Annotated in this window: 16 protein-coding genes; 5 read left to right on the forward strand and 11 right to left on the reverse strand. The window is 63.7% G+C overall.

Annotation, left to right across the window (positions count from 1 at the left end; genetic code table 11):
• Positions 1–53: 53 nt before the first annotated feature.
• The 3 genes from NKJ67_RS21415 to NKJ67_RS21425 all read left to right on the forward strand — a co-directional run bounded on the left by NKJ67_RS21415 (position 54) and on the right by NKJ67_RS21425 (position 1,469).
• Positions 54–413: a hypothetical protein gene (locus NKJ67_RS21415; RefSeq protein ID WP_352582896.1), complete on the forward strand. Its 360-nt coding sequence runs from the start codon at positions 54–56 to the stop codon at positions 411–413.
• An 88-nt stretch (positions 414–501) separates the two neighbouring features.
• Positions 502–960 (forward strand): nuclear transport factor 2 family protein, encoded by a 459-nt coding sequence (locus tag NKJ67_RS21420; RefSeq protein WP_352582898.1) that lies wholly within the window; start codon positions 502–504, stop codon positions 958–960.
• Between the two features lie 221 nt (positions 961–1,181).
• On the forward strand, positions 1,182–1,469 hold the full coding sequence (locus NKJ67_RS21425) for a hypothetical protein (protein WP_352582900.1): 288 nt from the start codon (positions 1,182–1,184) through the stop codon (positions 1,467–1,469).
• A 132-nt stretch (positions 1,470–1,601) separates the two neighbouring features.
• Here the strand turns inward: NKJ67_RS21425 and NKJ67_RS21430 are convergent, their stop codons facing one another.
• The 10 genes from NKJ67_RS21430 to NKJ67_RS21475 all read right to left on the reverse strand — a co-directional run bounded on the left by NKJ67_RS21430 (position 1,602) and on the right by NKJ67_RS21475 (position 13,194).
• A complete protein-coding gene (locus tag NKJ67_RS21430) occupies positions 1,602–3,005 on the reverse strand; it encodes an MATE family efflux transporter (protein WP_352582902.1) in 1,404 nt (467 codons plus the stop codon).
• A gap of 167 nt (positions 3,006–3,172) precedes the next feature.
• Positions 3,173–4,759 carry an FGGY-family carbohydrate kinase gene (locus NKJ67_RS21435; protein WP_352582904.1) on the reverse strand — a complete coding sequence of 529 codons (1,587 nt, stop codon included), beginning with the start codon at positions 4,757–4,759 and terminating at the stop codon, positions 3,173–3,175.
• Entirely contained in the window at positions 4,756–5,439 is a 684-nt protein-coding gene (locus NKJ67_RS21440; RefSeq protein WP_127268441.1) for an HAD family hydrolase, read from the reverse strand. The genes NKJ67_RS21435 and NKJ67_RS21440 overlap by 4 nt, the downstream gene beginning before the upstream one ends.
• A gap of 15 nt (positions 5,440–5,454) precedes the next feature.
• Complete coding sequence (locus tag NKJ67_RS21445; RefSeq protein WP_352582906.1) at positions 5,455–6,933, reverse strand: mannitol dehydrogenase family protein; 1,479 nt, start codon at positions 6,931–6,933, stop codon at positions 5,455–5,457.
• A 145-nt stretch (positions 6,934–7,078) separates the two neighbouring features.
• Positions 7,079–7,849, reverse strand: coding sequence for an L-iditol 2-dehydrogenase (locus NKJ67_RS21450; RefSeq protein ID WP_352582908.1), 771 nt, complete (start codon positions 7,847–7,849; stop codon positions 7,079–7,081).
• A gap of 2 nt (positions 7,850–7,851) precedes the next feature.
• Entirely contained in the window at positions 7,852–8,850 is a 999-nt protein-coding gene (locus NKJ67_RS21455; protein WP_127330447.1) for an ABC transporter ATP-binding protein, read from the reverse strand.
• 69 nt (positions 8,851–8,919) lie between these two features.
• Positions 8,920–9,744 carry a carbohydrate ABC transporter permease gene (locus NKJ67_RS21460; protein WP_127382577.1) on the reverse strand — a complete coding sequence of 275 codons (825 nt, stop codon included), beginning with the start codon at positions 9,742–9,744 and terminating at the stop codon, positions 8,920–8,922.
• A gap of 11 nt (positions 9,745–9,755) precedes the next feature.
• Positions 9,756–10,628: a carbohydrate ABC transporter permease gene (locus tag NKJ67_RS21465; RefSeq protein ID WP_352582911.1), complete on the reverse strand. Its 873-nt coding sequence runs from the start codon at positions 10,626–10,628 to the stop codon at positions 9,756–9,758.
• A gap of 124 nt (positions 10,629–10,752) precedes the next feature.
• Positions 10,753–12,063, reverse strand: coding sequence for an ABC transporter substrate-binding protein (locus NKJ67_RS21470; RefSeq protein ID WP_128289362.1), 1,311 nt, complete (start codon positions 12,061–12,063; stop codon positions 10,753–10,755).
• A gap of 225 nt (positions 12,064–12,288) precedes the next feature.
• A complete protein-coding gene (locus NKJ67_RS21475) occupies positions 12,289–13,194 on the reverse strand; it encodes a LysR substrate-binding domain-containing protein (RefSeq protein WP_352582913.1) in 906 nt (301 codons plus the stop codon).
• A gap of 110 nt (positions 13,195–13,304) precedes the next feature.
• On the opposite strand from NKJ67_RS21475, the gene NKJ67_RS21480 reads away from it, so the two are divergent.
• The gene (locus tag NKJ67_RS21480) at positions 13,305–13,490 is read left to right on the forward strand and encodes a hypothetical protein (RefSeq protein ID WP_127318258.1); all 186 of its coding nucleotides are present in this window, start codon (positions 13,305–13,307) and stop codon (positions 13,488–13,490) included.
• 37 nt (positions 13,491–13,527) lie between these two features.
• Here the strand turns inward: NKJ67_RS21480 and NKJ67_RS21485 are convergent, their stop codons facing one another.
• On the reverse strand, positions 13,528–14,487 hold the full coding sequence (locus NKJ67_RS21485; protein WP_352582915.1) for a sugar-binding transcriptional regulator: 960 nt from the start codon (positions 14,485–14,487) through the stop codon (positions 13,528–13,530).
• A 246-nt stretch (positions 14,488–14,733) separates the two neighbouring features.
• On the opposite strand from NKJ67_RS21485, the gene NKJ67_RS21490 reads away from it, so the two are divergent.
• Entirely contained in the window at positions 14,734–15,366 is a 633-nt protein-coding gene (locus tag NKJ67_RS21490; RefSeq protein ID WP_352582917.1) for an HAD family hydrolase, read from the forward strand.
• Positions 15,367–15,423 lie beyond the last annotated feature (57 nt).

A 15,423-nucleotide genomic window follows, 5' to 3' on the forward strand; every position in this document is an offset into this window, starting at 1 on the left:
GTAATCTATACCCTATATAGAGGGTGAACGCAATCTAAAAAAGGACAAATGAGATGATCCGCAAAACCCTGAGCGCCTCGCTGCTGGCAGCGCTGTTTCTTGCAACCCCGGCTCTTGCCGAGGAAGCCACCATCGGACGCCCGATCGAAGGCGGCAGCCTGCACCAGGGACACCTGGACATGGTGGCCTACTACGTTCCGCGCGGCGACCTGCTTGAGGTCACCGCCACTTTCGCACCGAAGGCCGGGGGTGATCCGCTGCGGGTTGTCATGGGCCTCGCCAACAGTGACGCTGTGTCGTTTTCCATACCGGGCTACCCGGGCTCGCTCTACGCGTTCTCAAGGTCCGGTAAGGAAGTGACGGTCTCGACCGAGACTGACACATCCCTGCGAGCCGACGCGACAATGCCCTGACCTGACGCGCAGGCCCGCGGCCGCGCGATGCTGGCCGGGGCTCTCGCGTCGGAACGGCGCGCCACCAATAAGTTCGGAGAGAGGTCACATGCTTTACAGCTATTTTGTCGAGAAATCGATCCGGCAGAGCTTCGATGACGTCAACAACCATCGCTGGGACGCGGCGGTGAAGGCCATCGCGCCGCATGTCCATCACCGGGTTGGTGGCGCCCACGCGCTTGGTGGGGAGCGCCACGACAAGCAAGCCCTGCGCCGCTGGTTCGAGCGCCTCGGCCGTGTTCTGCCCACTCTCCATCTCACGGTCAACCACGTCTGGGTGAAGGGTTGGCCGTGGCATACCACCGTGTTTGCCCAGTGGGATGGCACCGCAACCCTGCTCAACGGCGATACGTCCTACGTCAACCGTGGTCTCCACGTGTTCACGCTGCGGTGGGGCACGGTTCATGCGCTCGAGGAGTTTTACGATTCACAGGCGGCAGCGCGCGGTCTCGCCGCTCAAGCCGCAGCCGGCCTCGAAGAGGCTGTCGCCGAACAGATAACAAGCTGAAGCGCGGTTCGAGGACGGCCGGGTTACCCATGCGCCGACCGGCTCGGGTCCCGAGCCATCTCCGCTGCCGCGCTCCAACTTGTTGAAGACGTTCAAATTTGAGCTTCCGCACTCATGCTTTGTCGAGAGTATCTCCTGTATTCACTTAAACGGTCTGCGCCGTAGTTTTTAGCCGTTCTGAATCGCCGTCGGCGACGATGACGACGAAATAGGAGAACGCAATGACTCGCAATCACGTTGAACGTCTTGGAGAGTTCCGGGAAATCCTGGTCGCAACCCGACGTGAAGGAGTCCGCAACGTGCACCATACCCGCGATGCAATGCGGGCAAGTGGCTTTCAGATAGGGGACAGCGATGGCTCCAGCTACGGAGCCGAGCTGAAGGCGCTCCAGGAAGAAATTGAGGCAGTCGATCGCGCCATCGAAGACGAGAAGCGGTTGGCCCAGGCCCTCGAGAGCGCAGCTCAATCCCGCCAGCCGAGCAAGCCGAGAATCGTGAAGGGAACATAGTTCCGCTCTCGGCCAAGACGTTCATTGCCTCGGTGCCAAGCGCCGGCTCACGGCACGAACGTTTCTACAGGCGCCGCTTAATCAGCTACAATATTGGGACATAGCGGCCGCCAAACCGGCAGCTGTCCTGTTTCAATGGCCAAACACCAGCGGCGGCGCCAACCGGTCGCGCCGCAGCCAGCGCGCCAGAAGCAGCGCGGCCACCACGGCCAGCCCCGTCGACAGGCCGATCCAGATGCCGACGCCATGCAGGCCGAAATGGAAGGCGAGCAGCACGCCGAGCGGCAGGCCGACGCCCCAATAGCCGATCGCGGCATAGATCATCGGCACCTTGGTGTCGTGCAGGCCGCGCAGCATGCCGGCGGCCACCGCCTGGGCGCCGTCGAAGACCTGGAACAGCGCCGCGAAGACGAGGAACGACACGGCAAGTTCGATCACCCTGGCATTGGCCGGATTGCCCAGATCGATGAAGGCGCTGATCAGCGGATGCGGCCACAGGATCATCACCAGCCCCATCAGCGCCATGAACGAGACACCGATGACGAAAGCGGTCCAGCCGGCGCGCGAAACGCCTTCCGGATTGCCGGCGCCGTGCGCAAGGCCGACGCGCACCGTCACCGCCTGGTTGAGGCCGAGCGGCACCATGAAGGAGATCGAGGCGATCTGGATGGCGATCGCGTGCGCGGCCAGGGAATCCGCGTCGATCAGGCCCATCAGCAGGGCCGCCGCATTGAAGATCGTCACCTCGAAGGCGAGAATGCCGGCGATCGGCAGGCCGAGCCGCAGCAGACCCTTGAAGCGCGGCCAGTCGGACCGCCAGAAGCGCCCGAACAGATGGTAGCGGCGGAACTTCTTCTCCAGCATCACCACGGCAGCCATGCCGATGAACATCAGCGCTGAGGACAGCGAGGTGGCAAGGCCCGACCCGGCAATGCCCATTGCCGGCACGCCGAGATTGCCGAACATGAACACCCAGTTGAAGAAGACGTTGCAGGCGACGGCGACGAAGACGATGACCAGCGCCCAGCCCGGCCGTTCCAGCGCCGAGATGAACGAGCGCAGCACGATATAGCCGTAGAACGGCAGCACCGCCCATTCGAGCCAGCGCAGATAGATGCCGGCTTGACGGGCGAGCGCCGGGTCCTGGCCCATGGCCAATAGAATGCCCTCGCCGTGCCAAAGCACGAGCCAGATCGGGATCGAGATCAGGATCGCCAGCCACAGGCCCTGGCGCACGGTGCGGCGCAGGTCGCGCACCGAATAGCGGCGGCGGCCGAGCTCGGTGGCGATCATCGGCGAGGTCGCCAGCATCAGGCCGAGGCCGAAGATCAGCGGCATGAAATAAAGGTTGGCGCCAAGCGCGCCGCTGGCCAGCGTATCCGGCCCCAGACGACCCATCATCATGACGTCGGTGGCCGTCATCGCGGTCTGGCCGAGATTGGTCAGCACCATCGGCCAGGCAAGCGCCAGCGTCGCCCTGATTTCCTGACGCCAAAGACTTTCCGGCGCGCGAGCGCCGGCTTCGATCGCAGACATTGTTCCGCTCTTTCCAGCTACGGCACGTCGGCCAGAGCCGGAAGCCGCATGTCAAACGGCAAAACCTTCGGTTTCGCGGCGTTTGCGTCAGCTTCTGGACGAAACGCGACATGAAGGCAAGAGAGGAGGGACAGGAACGGATTGAGCCAGCGACCGGCCCCGATGCTCTAGCGGATCGCGTCCAGCATCCGCCGCTGGCGGTGCATCTCGAGGAAAACCTTGTAGTCGCGCTCGAAACGCCCTGATGATTTCGGGTTCGACGGGCGCGTCCGGCCGCCTTGCTGCATGGCAAGACAGGCGGCGTTGAGGTCGGGAAACAGCCCGGCTGCGGTGGCGGCGATCATGCCGGTGCCGAGCAGCACCGCCTCGTCGGCCAGCGGCTCGATCACCCTGCAGCCGGTGGCGTCGGCATAGAGCTCCATCAGCAGCGGGTTCTTGGTGTGGCCGCCGGTGACGTGCAGCGTGTCGATCAGATAGCCATTTTCGTTCAGTGCCTCCAGCACGTGGCGCACGCCGAGCGCGATGCCGACGGCGGTGCGCCAGTAGAGCTTGCACAGGCTGTCGAAGGAGGAGTCCAGCGTCAGCCCGCTGACGACGCCGACCGCATGCGGATCGGCGAGCGGTGAGCGGTTGCCATGAAAGTCGGGCAGCACATGCAGCCTTGCGGCGAGGTTGTCGCCCTCGGTGGCGCGCAGCTCGGCGACACGCCCGGCGATCTTCGCATGCATGGCGGCATCCGGCTCGCCGCCGGCGCCGTGCCAGCGGATGATGTGGTCGAGCAGGGCGCCGGTCGCCGACTGGCCGCCTTCCGACAGCCACAGCCTGGGCAGCGCCGCGCCGTAATACGGCCCCCAGACGCCGGCGAAGGGCTGCGGATCCGGTGACATCGCCATGACGCAGCTCGACGTGCCGGCGATCAGCGCCAAATGCCGGCCGATATCCTGTTCGTCATCGGCAAAGCCGCCGAGCACGCCAAGCGCGCCGGCATAGGCATCGATGACCCCGGCGCCGACCCGGCATTTCTCGCTCAGTCCAAGCTCGGCCGCCGCTTGCGCCGTCAATCGACCGATATCGGCGCCGACGGGACTGGCCTTTTCCGGCAGGCTGCCGTGCTCGAAAAGATCGTCGAGGCCGACGAGTTCGAAGAAATCGCGCCGCCAGCCTGTCTCCTCATGCGCCAGATAGGTCCATTTGGCGGTCAGCGTGCATTGCGAGCGGGCCAGCGAGCCCGTCGCTTGCCAGGTCAGGAAATCGGTCAGGTCGAATAAATAGCCGGCTTCATTCCACGTCCGCGGCAAATTGCGCTTCAGCCACATCAGCTTCGGCGTCGCCATTTCCGGCGACATGACGCCGCCGATGTAATTCAGCACGGCGTGGCCGCTTGCCGTGCATTCGTCGGCCTCGGCGATGGCGCGGTGGTCGAGCCAGACGATGGTGTCCCAGCGCTTGTCGCCGGTGACCGAGACGCTGAGCTGGCCGCCTTGCCGGTCGCGCACCACCAGCGAACAGGTGGCATCGAAGGAGATGCCGACAATGTCCTCAGGCTCGACACCGGCTTTTTCGCGGGCAGCGCGCACGGCGGTGCAGACGGCCGACCAGATATCGCGCGAATCATGCTCGGCGTGATCGGGCTTCGGCTGGTTCATGGCGATCGGCCGCTCGGCGCGGCCGAGCAAGGTGCCTGTGGTGTCGAGAATGCCCGCGCGAGCGCTCCCGGTGCCGACATCGACCGCGCAAACGAACTGTTTCGTCAAGATGCTCTGTCTCTCGCTCCCAGGCCTGCAATCAGATCGGGCAATTGCAGCATGTCAGCGAATATAAAGTCCGGCTCACTCGACGCAAGCCGCGCTTTCAAGGTCGGGTTGCCGGCATGCGAGCCGCCGGTGAAGGCAAACACGCGCATCCCCGCCGCGCGCGCAGCAATGATGCCGGCCGGGCTGTCCTCGACGACGAGGCATTTGCGCGGATGAGCCCGCATGCTGGCGGCGGCATGCAGGAACAGATCCGGCGCCGGCTTTCCCTTGGCCACCATGGTGGCACTGAACAGGTGCGGCTCCATCAGCCCAAGCAATCCGGTGACGTCGAGCGCGTAGCGGATGCGGTCGAGCGTGCCCGAGGACGCGACACAGAACGGCAGCCCAAGCTTCGGCAGTATCTTCTTGACGCCGGCGATCGGCTTCAGCTCCTCGCGGAATTTGCGCATCAGTTCGACGCGCATCTCGGTCAGGTGCAGGTCTGTGATATCGAGCCCGAAGTCGCGGCCGAGGATCTCGCGCACGCTTTTCATGCTCCTGCCGAGGAAATGCTCGTAGGCGGCATCCTCACTGACGCTGCCGCCGGCGACTTTGACCATGCCGAGCAGCGCCGAGACGGAGAGCGCCTCGCTGTCGACCAGCACGCCATCGCAGTCGAAGATGACCAGTTCAGGCGTCATGGCCGAGAATGGCTCTCAGAGCTTGCCGGCGAGGTAGCGCGTCAGCGTCGCGCGCGCGCCATTCGCCCACAGCACGTTGAGCGCATGGGCGAAGGCCTCGACAAACGCCGTCGCGCGGCCGACATTGCCATAGATGTCCTCCATGGCAAGCCAGGCGGCGGGAGCACCCTTTGCCGCTTTTGCCGTTGCCTGCAGCCGGCCCCAGCTCGGATCGTTGGGCTCGATGACGGCGCCGCTATCCGTCGTGCCGAAGCAGTAGCGGCACCATAACGCCGATTCCAGTGCCAGGCCCGCGACGCTCTTTCCGGCCTTCAGCCGGTCGGCGATGGTCGGGATGATGAACTTCGGCTGGCGGTTGGAGCCGTCGAGGCAGAGCCGGCGCACCGTGTCGCCGATCTTGGGATTGGAAAAGCGGCTCTCGATGAGCTGGTAATAATCTTCCAGAACCGTGTCCGGCACCGGCGGCACCGTCGGGATGATTTCCTCCCGTTCGAGCTTGGCCAGAAACCCGCTCACCAGTGGCTCCTGCATCGCCTCATGGACGAAATGGATGTCCATCAGGCCGGCCGGATAGGCAATCGTCGCGTGGCCGCCATTGAGGATGCGGATTTTCATCAATTCATAGGGCGCAACGTCTTTGACGAACTGCACGCCGACCTTTTCCAGTGGCGGCCGGCCATCGGTGAAATGGTCCTCCAGCACCCATTGCCGGAACGGCTCGCAGAACACCGGCCAATTGTCCTCGAGGCCAAAATCCTTGGCCAGGATGCCGCGTTCGCGGTCCGTGGTGGCCGGCGTGATGCGATCGACCATGCCGTTCGGGAAGGCGACCTTTTCGCTGACCCAGTTCGCCAGGTCCTCGTCGATCAGGCGGGCCAGACCGATGACGCCGTCCGAGGTGACATGGCCATTGTGGGGAATGTTGTCGCACGACATGACCGTGAACGGCACGGTGCCTTCATCGCGCCGCCGCACCAGCCCGGCAAGAATGATGCCGAACACCGTCTTCGGCGTCGCGCCGGGCTGCGCATCGGCGACGATGTCGGGGTGGGTCGGGTTGAACACGCCGGATGCCGGATCGATGAAATAACCGCCCTCGGTGATGGTCAGCGAAACGATCTTGATCGCCGGGTCGGCCAGCCGTTCGATGATGCCGGCGCCATCGCCGGGCATCAGGAAGTCGATCATGGCGCCGGTGACCCGGGCGCTCATATGGCCGCTGTCCTGCTCGACCACCGTGGTCAGCCAGTCCTGCTCTTCCAGTTTGCCGCGGCCGATCTTTTCACCGTCGAACACGCCGGCGCCGATCAGTGCCCAGTCATGGCCGATGCCCGAATTGAACAGATCGTCGAGATAGACGGCCTGATGCGAGCGATGGAAATTGCCGACGCCGAAATGCACGATGCCGGCCTTCAATGTCGCGCGGTCATAGTTCGGCCCGGCGACCTCAGTGGGCAGTTTGGAGAGGTTTGAGGACGAGAGTTTCACGGTCATCTGTTTTACCCTTTGGCCGGATCTAGGCCTTCGTTACGCTCCTCTCCCGGTCGGGGAGAGGATAAGGGGTGGCACTGGCTACGCGCCCGCTGATGTCGGCCTCTGCTCCCCGCGGAGGGACGAGGAGCAGAGGCCGTCCCCCGCCTCAACTCATCCACTGGCCGCCATCGACATTGTAGGTCTGGGCGACGATGTATTCGGCGTCGCTGCTGGCGAGAAAAACCGCCATGCCGGTGAGGTCCTGCGCCGTGCCCATGCGGCCATACGGCACTGCCTCGCCGACCAGCTTCTTCTTCTCGCCCTTCGGCCGGTTCTCATATTTGGCGAACAGCGAATCGACGTGATCCCAGTGCTCGCCGTCGACGACGCCAGGGGCAATCGCGTTGACGTTGATGCGGTGCTTGATCAGGTCGAGCCCCGCTGACTGTGTCAGCGAAATGACGGCGGCTTTGGTGGCGCAATAGACGCCGACCAGCGCCTCGCCGCGTCGCCCGGCCTGGCTTGCCATGTTGATGATCCTGCCGCCCCGGCCAGCGGCGATCATCGAGCGGGCGGCTGCCTGCAGCATGAACAGCGTGCCGGCGACATTGACGGAAAACAATTTGTCGTAGCTTGCCTTGGTGATCTCGACGATCGGTGCCAGATCGAAAAGAGCGGCGTTGTTGATCAGGATATCGAGGCCGCCGGTCTTCGTCTCGACGGCTTTCATCGCCGCCTCGATGGAGGCGAGGTCGGTGACGTCGAGCTTGACCGCATAGGCCCTGCCGCCGATCTCGGCGGCCGTCTTCTGCGCCGCCTCGAGATTGATGTCGGCTATGGCGACGGTGGCGCCTTCGCCGGCATAGGCTTCGGCGAAGGCTCTGCCGATGCCGCGGGCCGAACCTGTGATCAGCGCGGATTTGCCGGCCAGCCGCATGTTCAGATTGCCTTCCCGTCGGCGCCGAAGCGATGCAGCTTGGCCTTGTCGGGCGTTAGATAGATGGTGTCGCCATGATGGACGCCGAGTTCGCCGTCGGCGCGCACCGTCAGCGGGCCGACGCCATCGGCCTGGACATGCAGGAAGGTGTCGGAGCCGAGATGCTCGGCGACGCCGACAACCGCCTTCCATTCGCCCGCCGTGGTCGAGATCTCCAGGTGTTCGGGACGGATGCCGATGGTCTTGGCGCCGTTTTTGGCAGCCGGCGCGCCTTCGATCAGGTTCATCTTCGGCGAGCCGATGAAGCCGGCGACGAACAGGTTCTTCGGCGTCTTGTAGAGCTCCATCGGCGAGCCGACCTGCTCGATGTTGCCGGCGTTCAGCACGACGATCTTGTCGGCCATGGTCATGGCTTCGACCTGGTCATGGGTAACGTAGATCATGGTCGTCTTGAGCTGATGGTGCAGCTCGCTGATCTCCAGCCGCATGGTGCCGCGCAGTGCCGCATCGAGATTGGACAGCGGTTCGTCGAACAGGAAGGCGGTCGGCTGACGCACGATGGCGCGGCCGATGGCGACGCGCTGGCGCTGGCCGCCGGAAAGCTGGCCGGGCCGGCGTTCGAGATAGTTCGTCAGGTTGAGCACGCGCGCCGCGTCTCCCACCTTCTTGTCGATCGTCGCCTTGTCCTCGCCGGCCATCTTCAGCGGGAAGCCGATGTTCTTGGCCACCGTCATGTGCGGATAGAGCGCGTAGGACTGGAACACCATGGCGAGCTTGCGCTTGGCCGGTGCCTCGCCGGTGACGTCGCGGCCGTCGATGTTGATGGAGCCGCCGCTGGTGTCCTCGAGCCCGGCGATCAGCCGCAGCAGCGTTGACTTGCCGCAACCCGACGGGCCGACGAAGACGACGAACTCGCCATTCTCGATCACCAGGTCGAGACCGGGGATGATGGACGTCGCTCCGAAGGATTTGGAGACGTTCTTGAGCGTGATGTTTCCCATGATTTCCTCCCCGAGGGGTTATTTCTGCCGATTGCTTCGGGCAATTCCGTTACTTCACCGCGCCATCAATTATTTGACCGCACCAAATGTCAGGCCGCGTACCAGCTGCTTCTGGCTGAACCAGCCCATGATCAGGATCGGCGCGATGGCCAGTGTCGAGGCGGCCGAGAGCTTGGCCCAGAACAGGCCTTGCGGGCTGGAGAACGAGCTGATGAAGGCGGTCAGGGGTGCTGCTTCCGTCGTCGTCAGCCGGATCGTCCAGAACGCCTCGTTCCAGGCCAGGATGATGTTGAGCAGCATCGTCGAGGCGATGCCCGGCACCGCCATCGGCGTCAGCACATAGATGATCTCGTTCCACAGCGATGCGCCGTCCATGCGCGCCGCTTCCAGGATCTCGCCCGGGATTTCGCGGAAATAGGTGTAGAGCATCCACACCACGATCGGCAGATTGATCAGCATCAGCATGATCATCAGGCCGATGCGGCTGTCGAGCAGTCCTGTGTCGCGGAAGATCAGGTAGATCGGGAACAGCACCGCGACCGCGGGCATCATCTTGGTGGACAGCATCCACATCAAGATGTCCTTGGTCCGCTTGGTCGGCGAGAAGGCCATCGACCATGCCGCCGGTATGGCGACGAGCAGGGCCAGGATGGTCGAGCCGACCGAGAGCAGCACCGAGTTGAAAAAGAATTTGAAGTAGCCGCTCTGCGCCTGAACCTCGGCATAGCTCTCGAACGTTCCCGACGGGATGATGCTGAAGCCCTGGATGGCTTCCTGCTCCGACTTGAACGAGGTGATGATCGTGTAGAGGATCGGGAAGAAGATCAGCAGGGCGACGATCCAGGCGGCAACTGTCGCAATCGTCTTGTGCTGGGTGGTGACTGAGCGTGCCATCGTAGCCTCCCTTACTTGTCCAGGTTCTTGCCGACGGCGCGCATGGCGAAGAAGGCAACGATGTTGGCGAGAATGACGGCGATCACACCGCCGGCGGATGCCTGGCCGATTTTGAACTCCAGCAACGCCTTCTGGTAGACGAGGAAGGGCAGGTTGGTGGAGGCGTATCCCGGGCCGCCATTGGTGGTGACGAGGATCTCGGCATAGACGGAGAGAAGGAAGATCGTCTGGATCAGGATGACGACCGTGATGGCGCGCGACATGTGCGGCAGCGTCAGATAGATGAAGCGGCTGATGAAGCCGGCGCCGTCCATCTCGGCGGCTTCCTTCTGCTCGCCGTCGAGCGACTGCAGCGCGGTCAAGAGAATGAGCGTGGCGAAAGGCAGCCATTGCCAGGCGACGATGATGATGATCGCCAGCATCGGATGCTGCCCGAACCAGTCGATCGGCTGGGCCCCGAAGAAGCGCGCTATGTCGGCGAACACCCCATATTGCGGGTGCATGATCATGTTCTTCCACACCAATGCGGCCACCGGCGGCATGACGAAGAACGGCGAAATGACCAGGATGCGCACGATGCCCTGGCCCCACATCGGCTGATCGATCAGCAGCGCCAGAAGGATACCGCCGATCACCGTGATCAGGAGCACGCTGACCACCAGGGTGAGCGTGTTGAGGATCGATTGCAGGAAGGCCGGGTTGGAATAGAACAGCGCGTAATTCGAGAAGCCGACAAAGCCGTCGCGGACCGGATTGAGCGGGTTGTATTGCTGGAAAGAGAACCAGATGGTGATGACCAGCGGCACAATCATCCAGACGAACAGCAGCACCACGGATGGCGCCATCATGAAACGGGCAAGCGAACGGGTCTGCTGAGTAGCCATGACGGTCACCCTTCACTGGTCAGACGGAATTTTCAAAAGGCGTTAAAGGCGGCCGCCCGAACTGGGAACTCGGGCGGCCGTTGCCGGTCAAGGAGGCGACCGGCAGTCGGCACCGGGAGGAGCCTTACTTGATGTATCCGCCTTCGGTCATTGCCGCGGTGGCAGCGTCCTGGGCCTGCTTCAGCGCGTCGTCGACGCTCGACTGGCCGGCAAGAGCCGCCGAGAAGAGCTGGCCGACCGTGGTGCCAAGACCCTGGAACTCAGGGATGGCGACGAACTGCACGCCGACATAGGGCACCGGCTTGACGGTCGGATGCGTCGGGTCGGCGGCGTTGATGGAGTCCAGCGTCATCTTGGCGAACGGAGCCGCCTTCTGGTACTCGGCGTTGGCATAGAGCGAGGAGCGCGTGCCCGGAGGAACGTTGGCCCAGCCTTCCTTCGAAGCGACCAGTTCGGCGTAGTGCTTGCTGGTCGCCCAGGAGACGAACTTCTGGGCGGCATCGGCCTTCTGCGTGCCGGCGGGGATCGCCAGCGACCATGCCCACAGCCAATTGCCGCGCTTGCCCAGGCCATTGTCGGGTGCCAGCGCATATCCAACCTTATCGGCGACCTGCGATGCCTTGGGATCGGAGACGAAGGACGCAGCGACGGTGGCGTCGATCCACATGCCGCACTTGCCCTGCTGGAACAGCGCCAGGTTTTCGTTGAAGCCGTTGGAGGACGCACCCTCGGGGCCGTCGGCCTTCATCAGGTCGACATAGAACTGCAGCGTGTTCTTCCATTCCGGCTGATCGAACTGCGGCTTCCAGTTCTCGTCGAACCAGCGGGCGCCGAAGGAGTTCGACATGGCGGTCAGGAAGGCCATGTTCTCGCCCCAGCCGGCCTTGCCGCGCAGGCAGACACCGTTCACGCCATTCGCGCGGTCGGTCATCTTGTCGGCGGCCTGCTTGATGAAGTCCCAGGTCGGCGCGTCGGGCATCTTCAGTCCGGCCTTCTCCATCAGGTCCTTGCGGTACATGACGAAGGAGCTTTCGCCGTAGAAGGGCGCGGCATAGAGCTTGCCGTCGACCGAAAGGCCGCCGGCGATGGCGGGGATGATGTCCTTGGCGTCATAGTCGTCGCCGAGCTTGTCGAGCGGCAGCAGCCAGCTCTGCTTGGCCCAGATCGGAACCTCGTAGGTACCGATGGTCATCACGTCGTACTGGCCGCCCTTGGTGGCGATGTCGGTGGTGACGCGCTCGCGCAGCACGTTTTCTTCGAGCGTGACCCAGTTGAGCTGGATGTCCGGGTTCGCCTTGGTGAAGTCGTCGGTCAGCTTTTGCATGCGGACCATATCGCCATTGTTGACGGTGGCGATGGTGATGGATTCGGCGTGTGCGGCGAACGCAAGCGTGCTGGCCGACAACAAGCCCAGGGTAAGCGTGCGAAGTTTCATTAAATTCCTCCCTTGAACCAAGATGAGCATTTGCCTTGGCTTTGGGCAATTACTCACTTGGCGTGAATTATGTCAAGTCGGATTCGATGCTGCAGCGCAGCACCCGGGCGACACCGCAGGCCGGGGCGAGCGGAAATTGCCAGGACGAGGAGCGTCCCGGCCGGATGCAGTGCGGTAACAGCAGATAGATCTGCGAGAACCAGGTGCAGCCCGAAAGCTTGCCGGTCAGCCGGCGATCTCGGCCAGCAGCCAGTCGCGGAAGGCACGGATCTTCGGCACGTTGCGGCGCGCTTCGGGGTAGACCAGCCAATAGGCATGGCCGTCGTCGCCAACAAGATCGAAAGGCTGGATCAGGCGCCCGTCGGCAAGTTCCGCCTTGAACAGCGCCCTGGTCAGGACCGCGACGCCATGACCGGCGATCGCCGCATTGGCCTCATAGGCCTGCGCGCCCATGCTGCTGCCGGGCCGCTTGGCAAGATCGTGCGAATGCACGCCGGCAGCCTCGAACCATTGCGTCCACCAGATGTCGCCGGGATCGAGGATCGGCAGCCGCAACAGGTCCGCCGGTTCCCTGACGCCGCCGATGGTCGCTGCGAGTTTCGGGCTCAGCATCGGCGTGAAGTCGGCATCGAGCAGCTTGTGCGCCTCCAGGCCCGGCCATTTGCCGCCGCCCGAGCGGATGGCGATATCGGTATCCTCGCGGGCAAAGTCGGTCAGGCGGCTCGTCGTTTCGCGCCCCACCGCCAGCGCTGGATGGGCGATCTGGAACGACCCCAGCCGGTGCGCGAGCCAGTTCGAGGCGAATGTCAGCACCGTCGTCACGCATAGCAAGCCGTCGGCCCCGCCACGCGCCGCGGCATAGGCCTGGCCGAGAATGGCAAAGGCCTCGCTGACCGCCGGCGCGAGGCGCTGTCCAGCCTCGGTGAGTGCGATCTGGCGCGGTCGTCGCAGGAACAGCGGCGCGCCGACCCGTTCCTCCAGCACCTTGATCTGATAGCTGACCGCCGCTTGCGTTATGGCAAGTTCACTGGCGGCCTTGGTGAAGGAAAGATGCCGCGCCACCGCTTCGAACACCCGGATCGCCTGCAGCGGCGGAAGCTGTGCAACCTGCCGAGAGCTGAGGTCCGGCATAAAGCCTCCTTATGGGTCCTTATCGACGTTCGATTGGCAAAGACTGCCGCCAAGACCGACATTCCCAGTCAACCCGTCATTCGGGTTCAGGATAGCGAAGGTTGACGATCATGACCATGGCGCAGCAAAAATGCACTCCCGCTCCGGATCACCGCTGGTTTTCATGGCTGACGGATGGATTCGGCTGGTTCGCGGCCAAAAAACGGGCACATCTCGACATCAGGGACCTGTCGCCGCATCTGCAGCGCGATCTCGGTTTTCTCGATGGCAATGACCCTTTCGGGCGGCACAGCTAGCGCGGTTGGTTTTATCGCAAATCAGTTGTGGTTCCGGTCAGATGTTGGCCAGCAGGGCGGCGGCGGTCCGTTCATCGGTGATGAGGCCGTTGATCAGCCGCCGGTTCGCGGCCGCCAGGATGCCTGGCAGCTTTCGTTCGCCCATGGCCAGTGCGATGACCAGCGATTTCTCGCGTGACGGAAGCGACGCCGACGACACCCGGTCGTTGGTGATGCCCTCGATCATGCGGCCCTCCCTGTCGAACACCCAGCCGACGATCTCGGCGATGCCGCCGGCCTTCTGCAGCGCCTTCAATTCGCTCTCCGAAATGAAGCCGTCTTCGTAGAGCGGCGCCTTGGGGCCGAGGTCGCCGATGCCGATGAAGGTGACGTCGGCCTCGGCGGCAAGCGCAAGCGTCGGTTGGATCATCGGCTGGTTGAGCAGCATCTCGCGCTCCTCCGGCGACGAGGCGATGACCGGCAGCGGCATCGGGAAGGAGCGCGCCTTGACCCTGTCGGCCATGGTGAAGATGACGTTGTAGAAGGCGGCCGAGCCGTCCGGCGAGATGTTGCCGGTCAACGACACCACCTTGTGCTGCGGGCATTCCATTGGCGGCAACTGCTCGATCGCCGCCTTCAGCGTGCGACCGGTGCCGATCGCCATGACGATCGGGGTCGGTGACCGCAGCCGCCGCTCGATCTCGGCGGCAGCCGCCTCGGCGATGCCGATCGTGGTCGAGGACGAATTGGGGTCGCTCGGCACCACCTCGACCAGATCGAGCGCAAAGCGCGATCTCAGCCGTGCCGCCAGATCGAGGCAGCTGGCGATAGGATGGTCGACGCGAACCTTGATCAAGCCCTCCGACACCGCCAGCGATACCAGCCGCTGCGCCGTTTGCCGTGAAATGCCGAGCGTCGAAGCGATCTGGTCCTGTGTGTTGCCGGCAACATAATAAAGCCAGCCGGCGCGCGCCGCATCGTCCAGCCTGTTGCTGCCACCATCCTGCCGGCTATTCAAAGTCCTGCCTCCCGAGACCGCCGGTCATGAGAGCGGCCCATGCCCACTTTCGCAGGGAACGGCCTGCTGCGCAATTGTCAATCTCGGGAGCAATTGCTTGCTGTCGATCGGCGTAGGCACGGCCCAGTTTTTTGCCTGTGTCGCCAAAGAGACTTGGCCGCGGTCCCGGCAGGCGGCAGGTTCTTGTGCTCCGAAGGTTTATCTCCCGGCTCAAACCCTTTAAGGGATGGCAAAAAGGAGCCTCACATGATGCCGAAAGCGGTTTTCTGGGACATGGACGGCACGCTGGTCGACAGCGAACCGCTGCACGAAGCAGCCCTGATGGCGGCGATGCGCAATGTCGGCCTTGTCCCGCCGGACGATCTGCATGAGCGCGTGCTCGGTGTCGCCGCCTGGCCGGTCTACGAGATGATGCGCGACGAGTTCGGCCTGGACCTGCCTTTCGACGACTGGATCGTGCGCAAATACGAGCATTATCTGCCGTTGGTCGAGGGGCTGAAGCCGCGCCCGGGCGCGATCGAGATATTCAACGAGCTGCGTGCAAGAGGCATCCAGCAGGCCGTGGTCTCGAATTCGGACCGGATGATCGTCGACGCCAATCTGAGCATGGTCGGCCTGATCTACCCCGGCATGAAGACGATCAGCCGCAACGATGTGCGCGAAGGTAAGCCGCATGCCGAGCCGTTCCTGCGCGCCGCCTATCTGGCCGATGTCGACCCTGCGCACGCCGTGGCGATCGACGACAGCTGGCCGGGCGCCATGGCGGGACTGGCGGCGGGCATGATAACGATCTTCTGGCCGGAAAAGCCGATGGAAGGCCCGCCCGGCGCCGTCGTCATCAACAGCGCCGAGGAATTGCGGACTGAACTGGGGCTTTAAGCTTGGGGAAAGTGGGTGGCTCTTCCTGCGACGTCGATGATTGGCGAAACCGGCGAA

Origin of the sequence: Mesorhizobium sp. M0088 (assembly GCF_040322895.1) — a bacterium.
Lineage (GTDB): Bacteria > Pseudomonadota > Alphaproteobacteria > Rhizobiales > Rhizobiaceae > Mesorhizobium.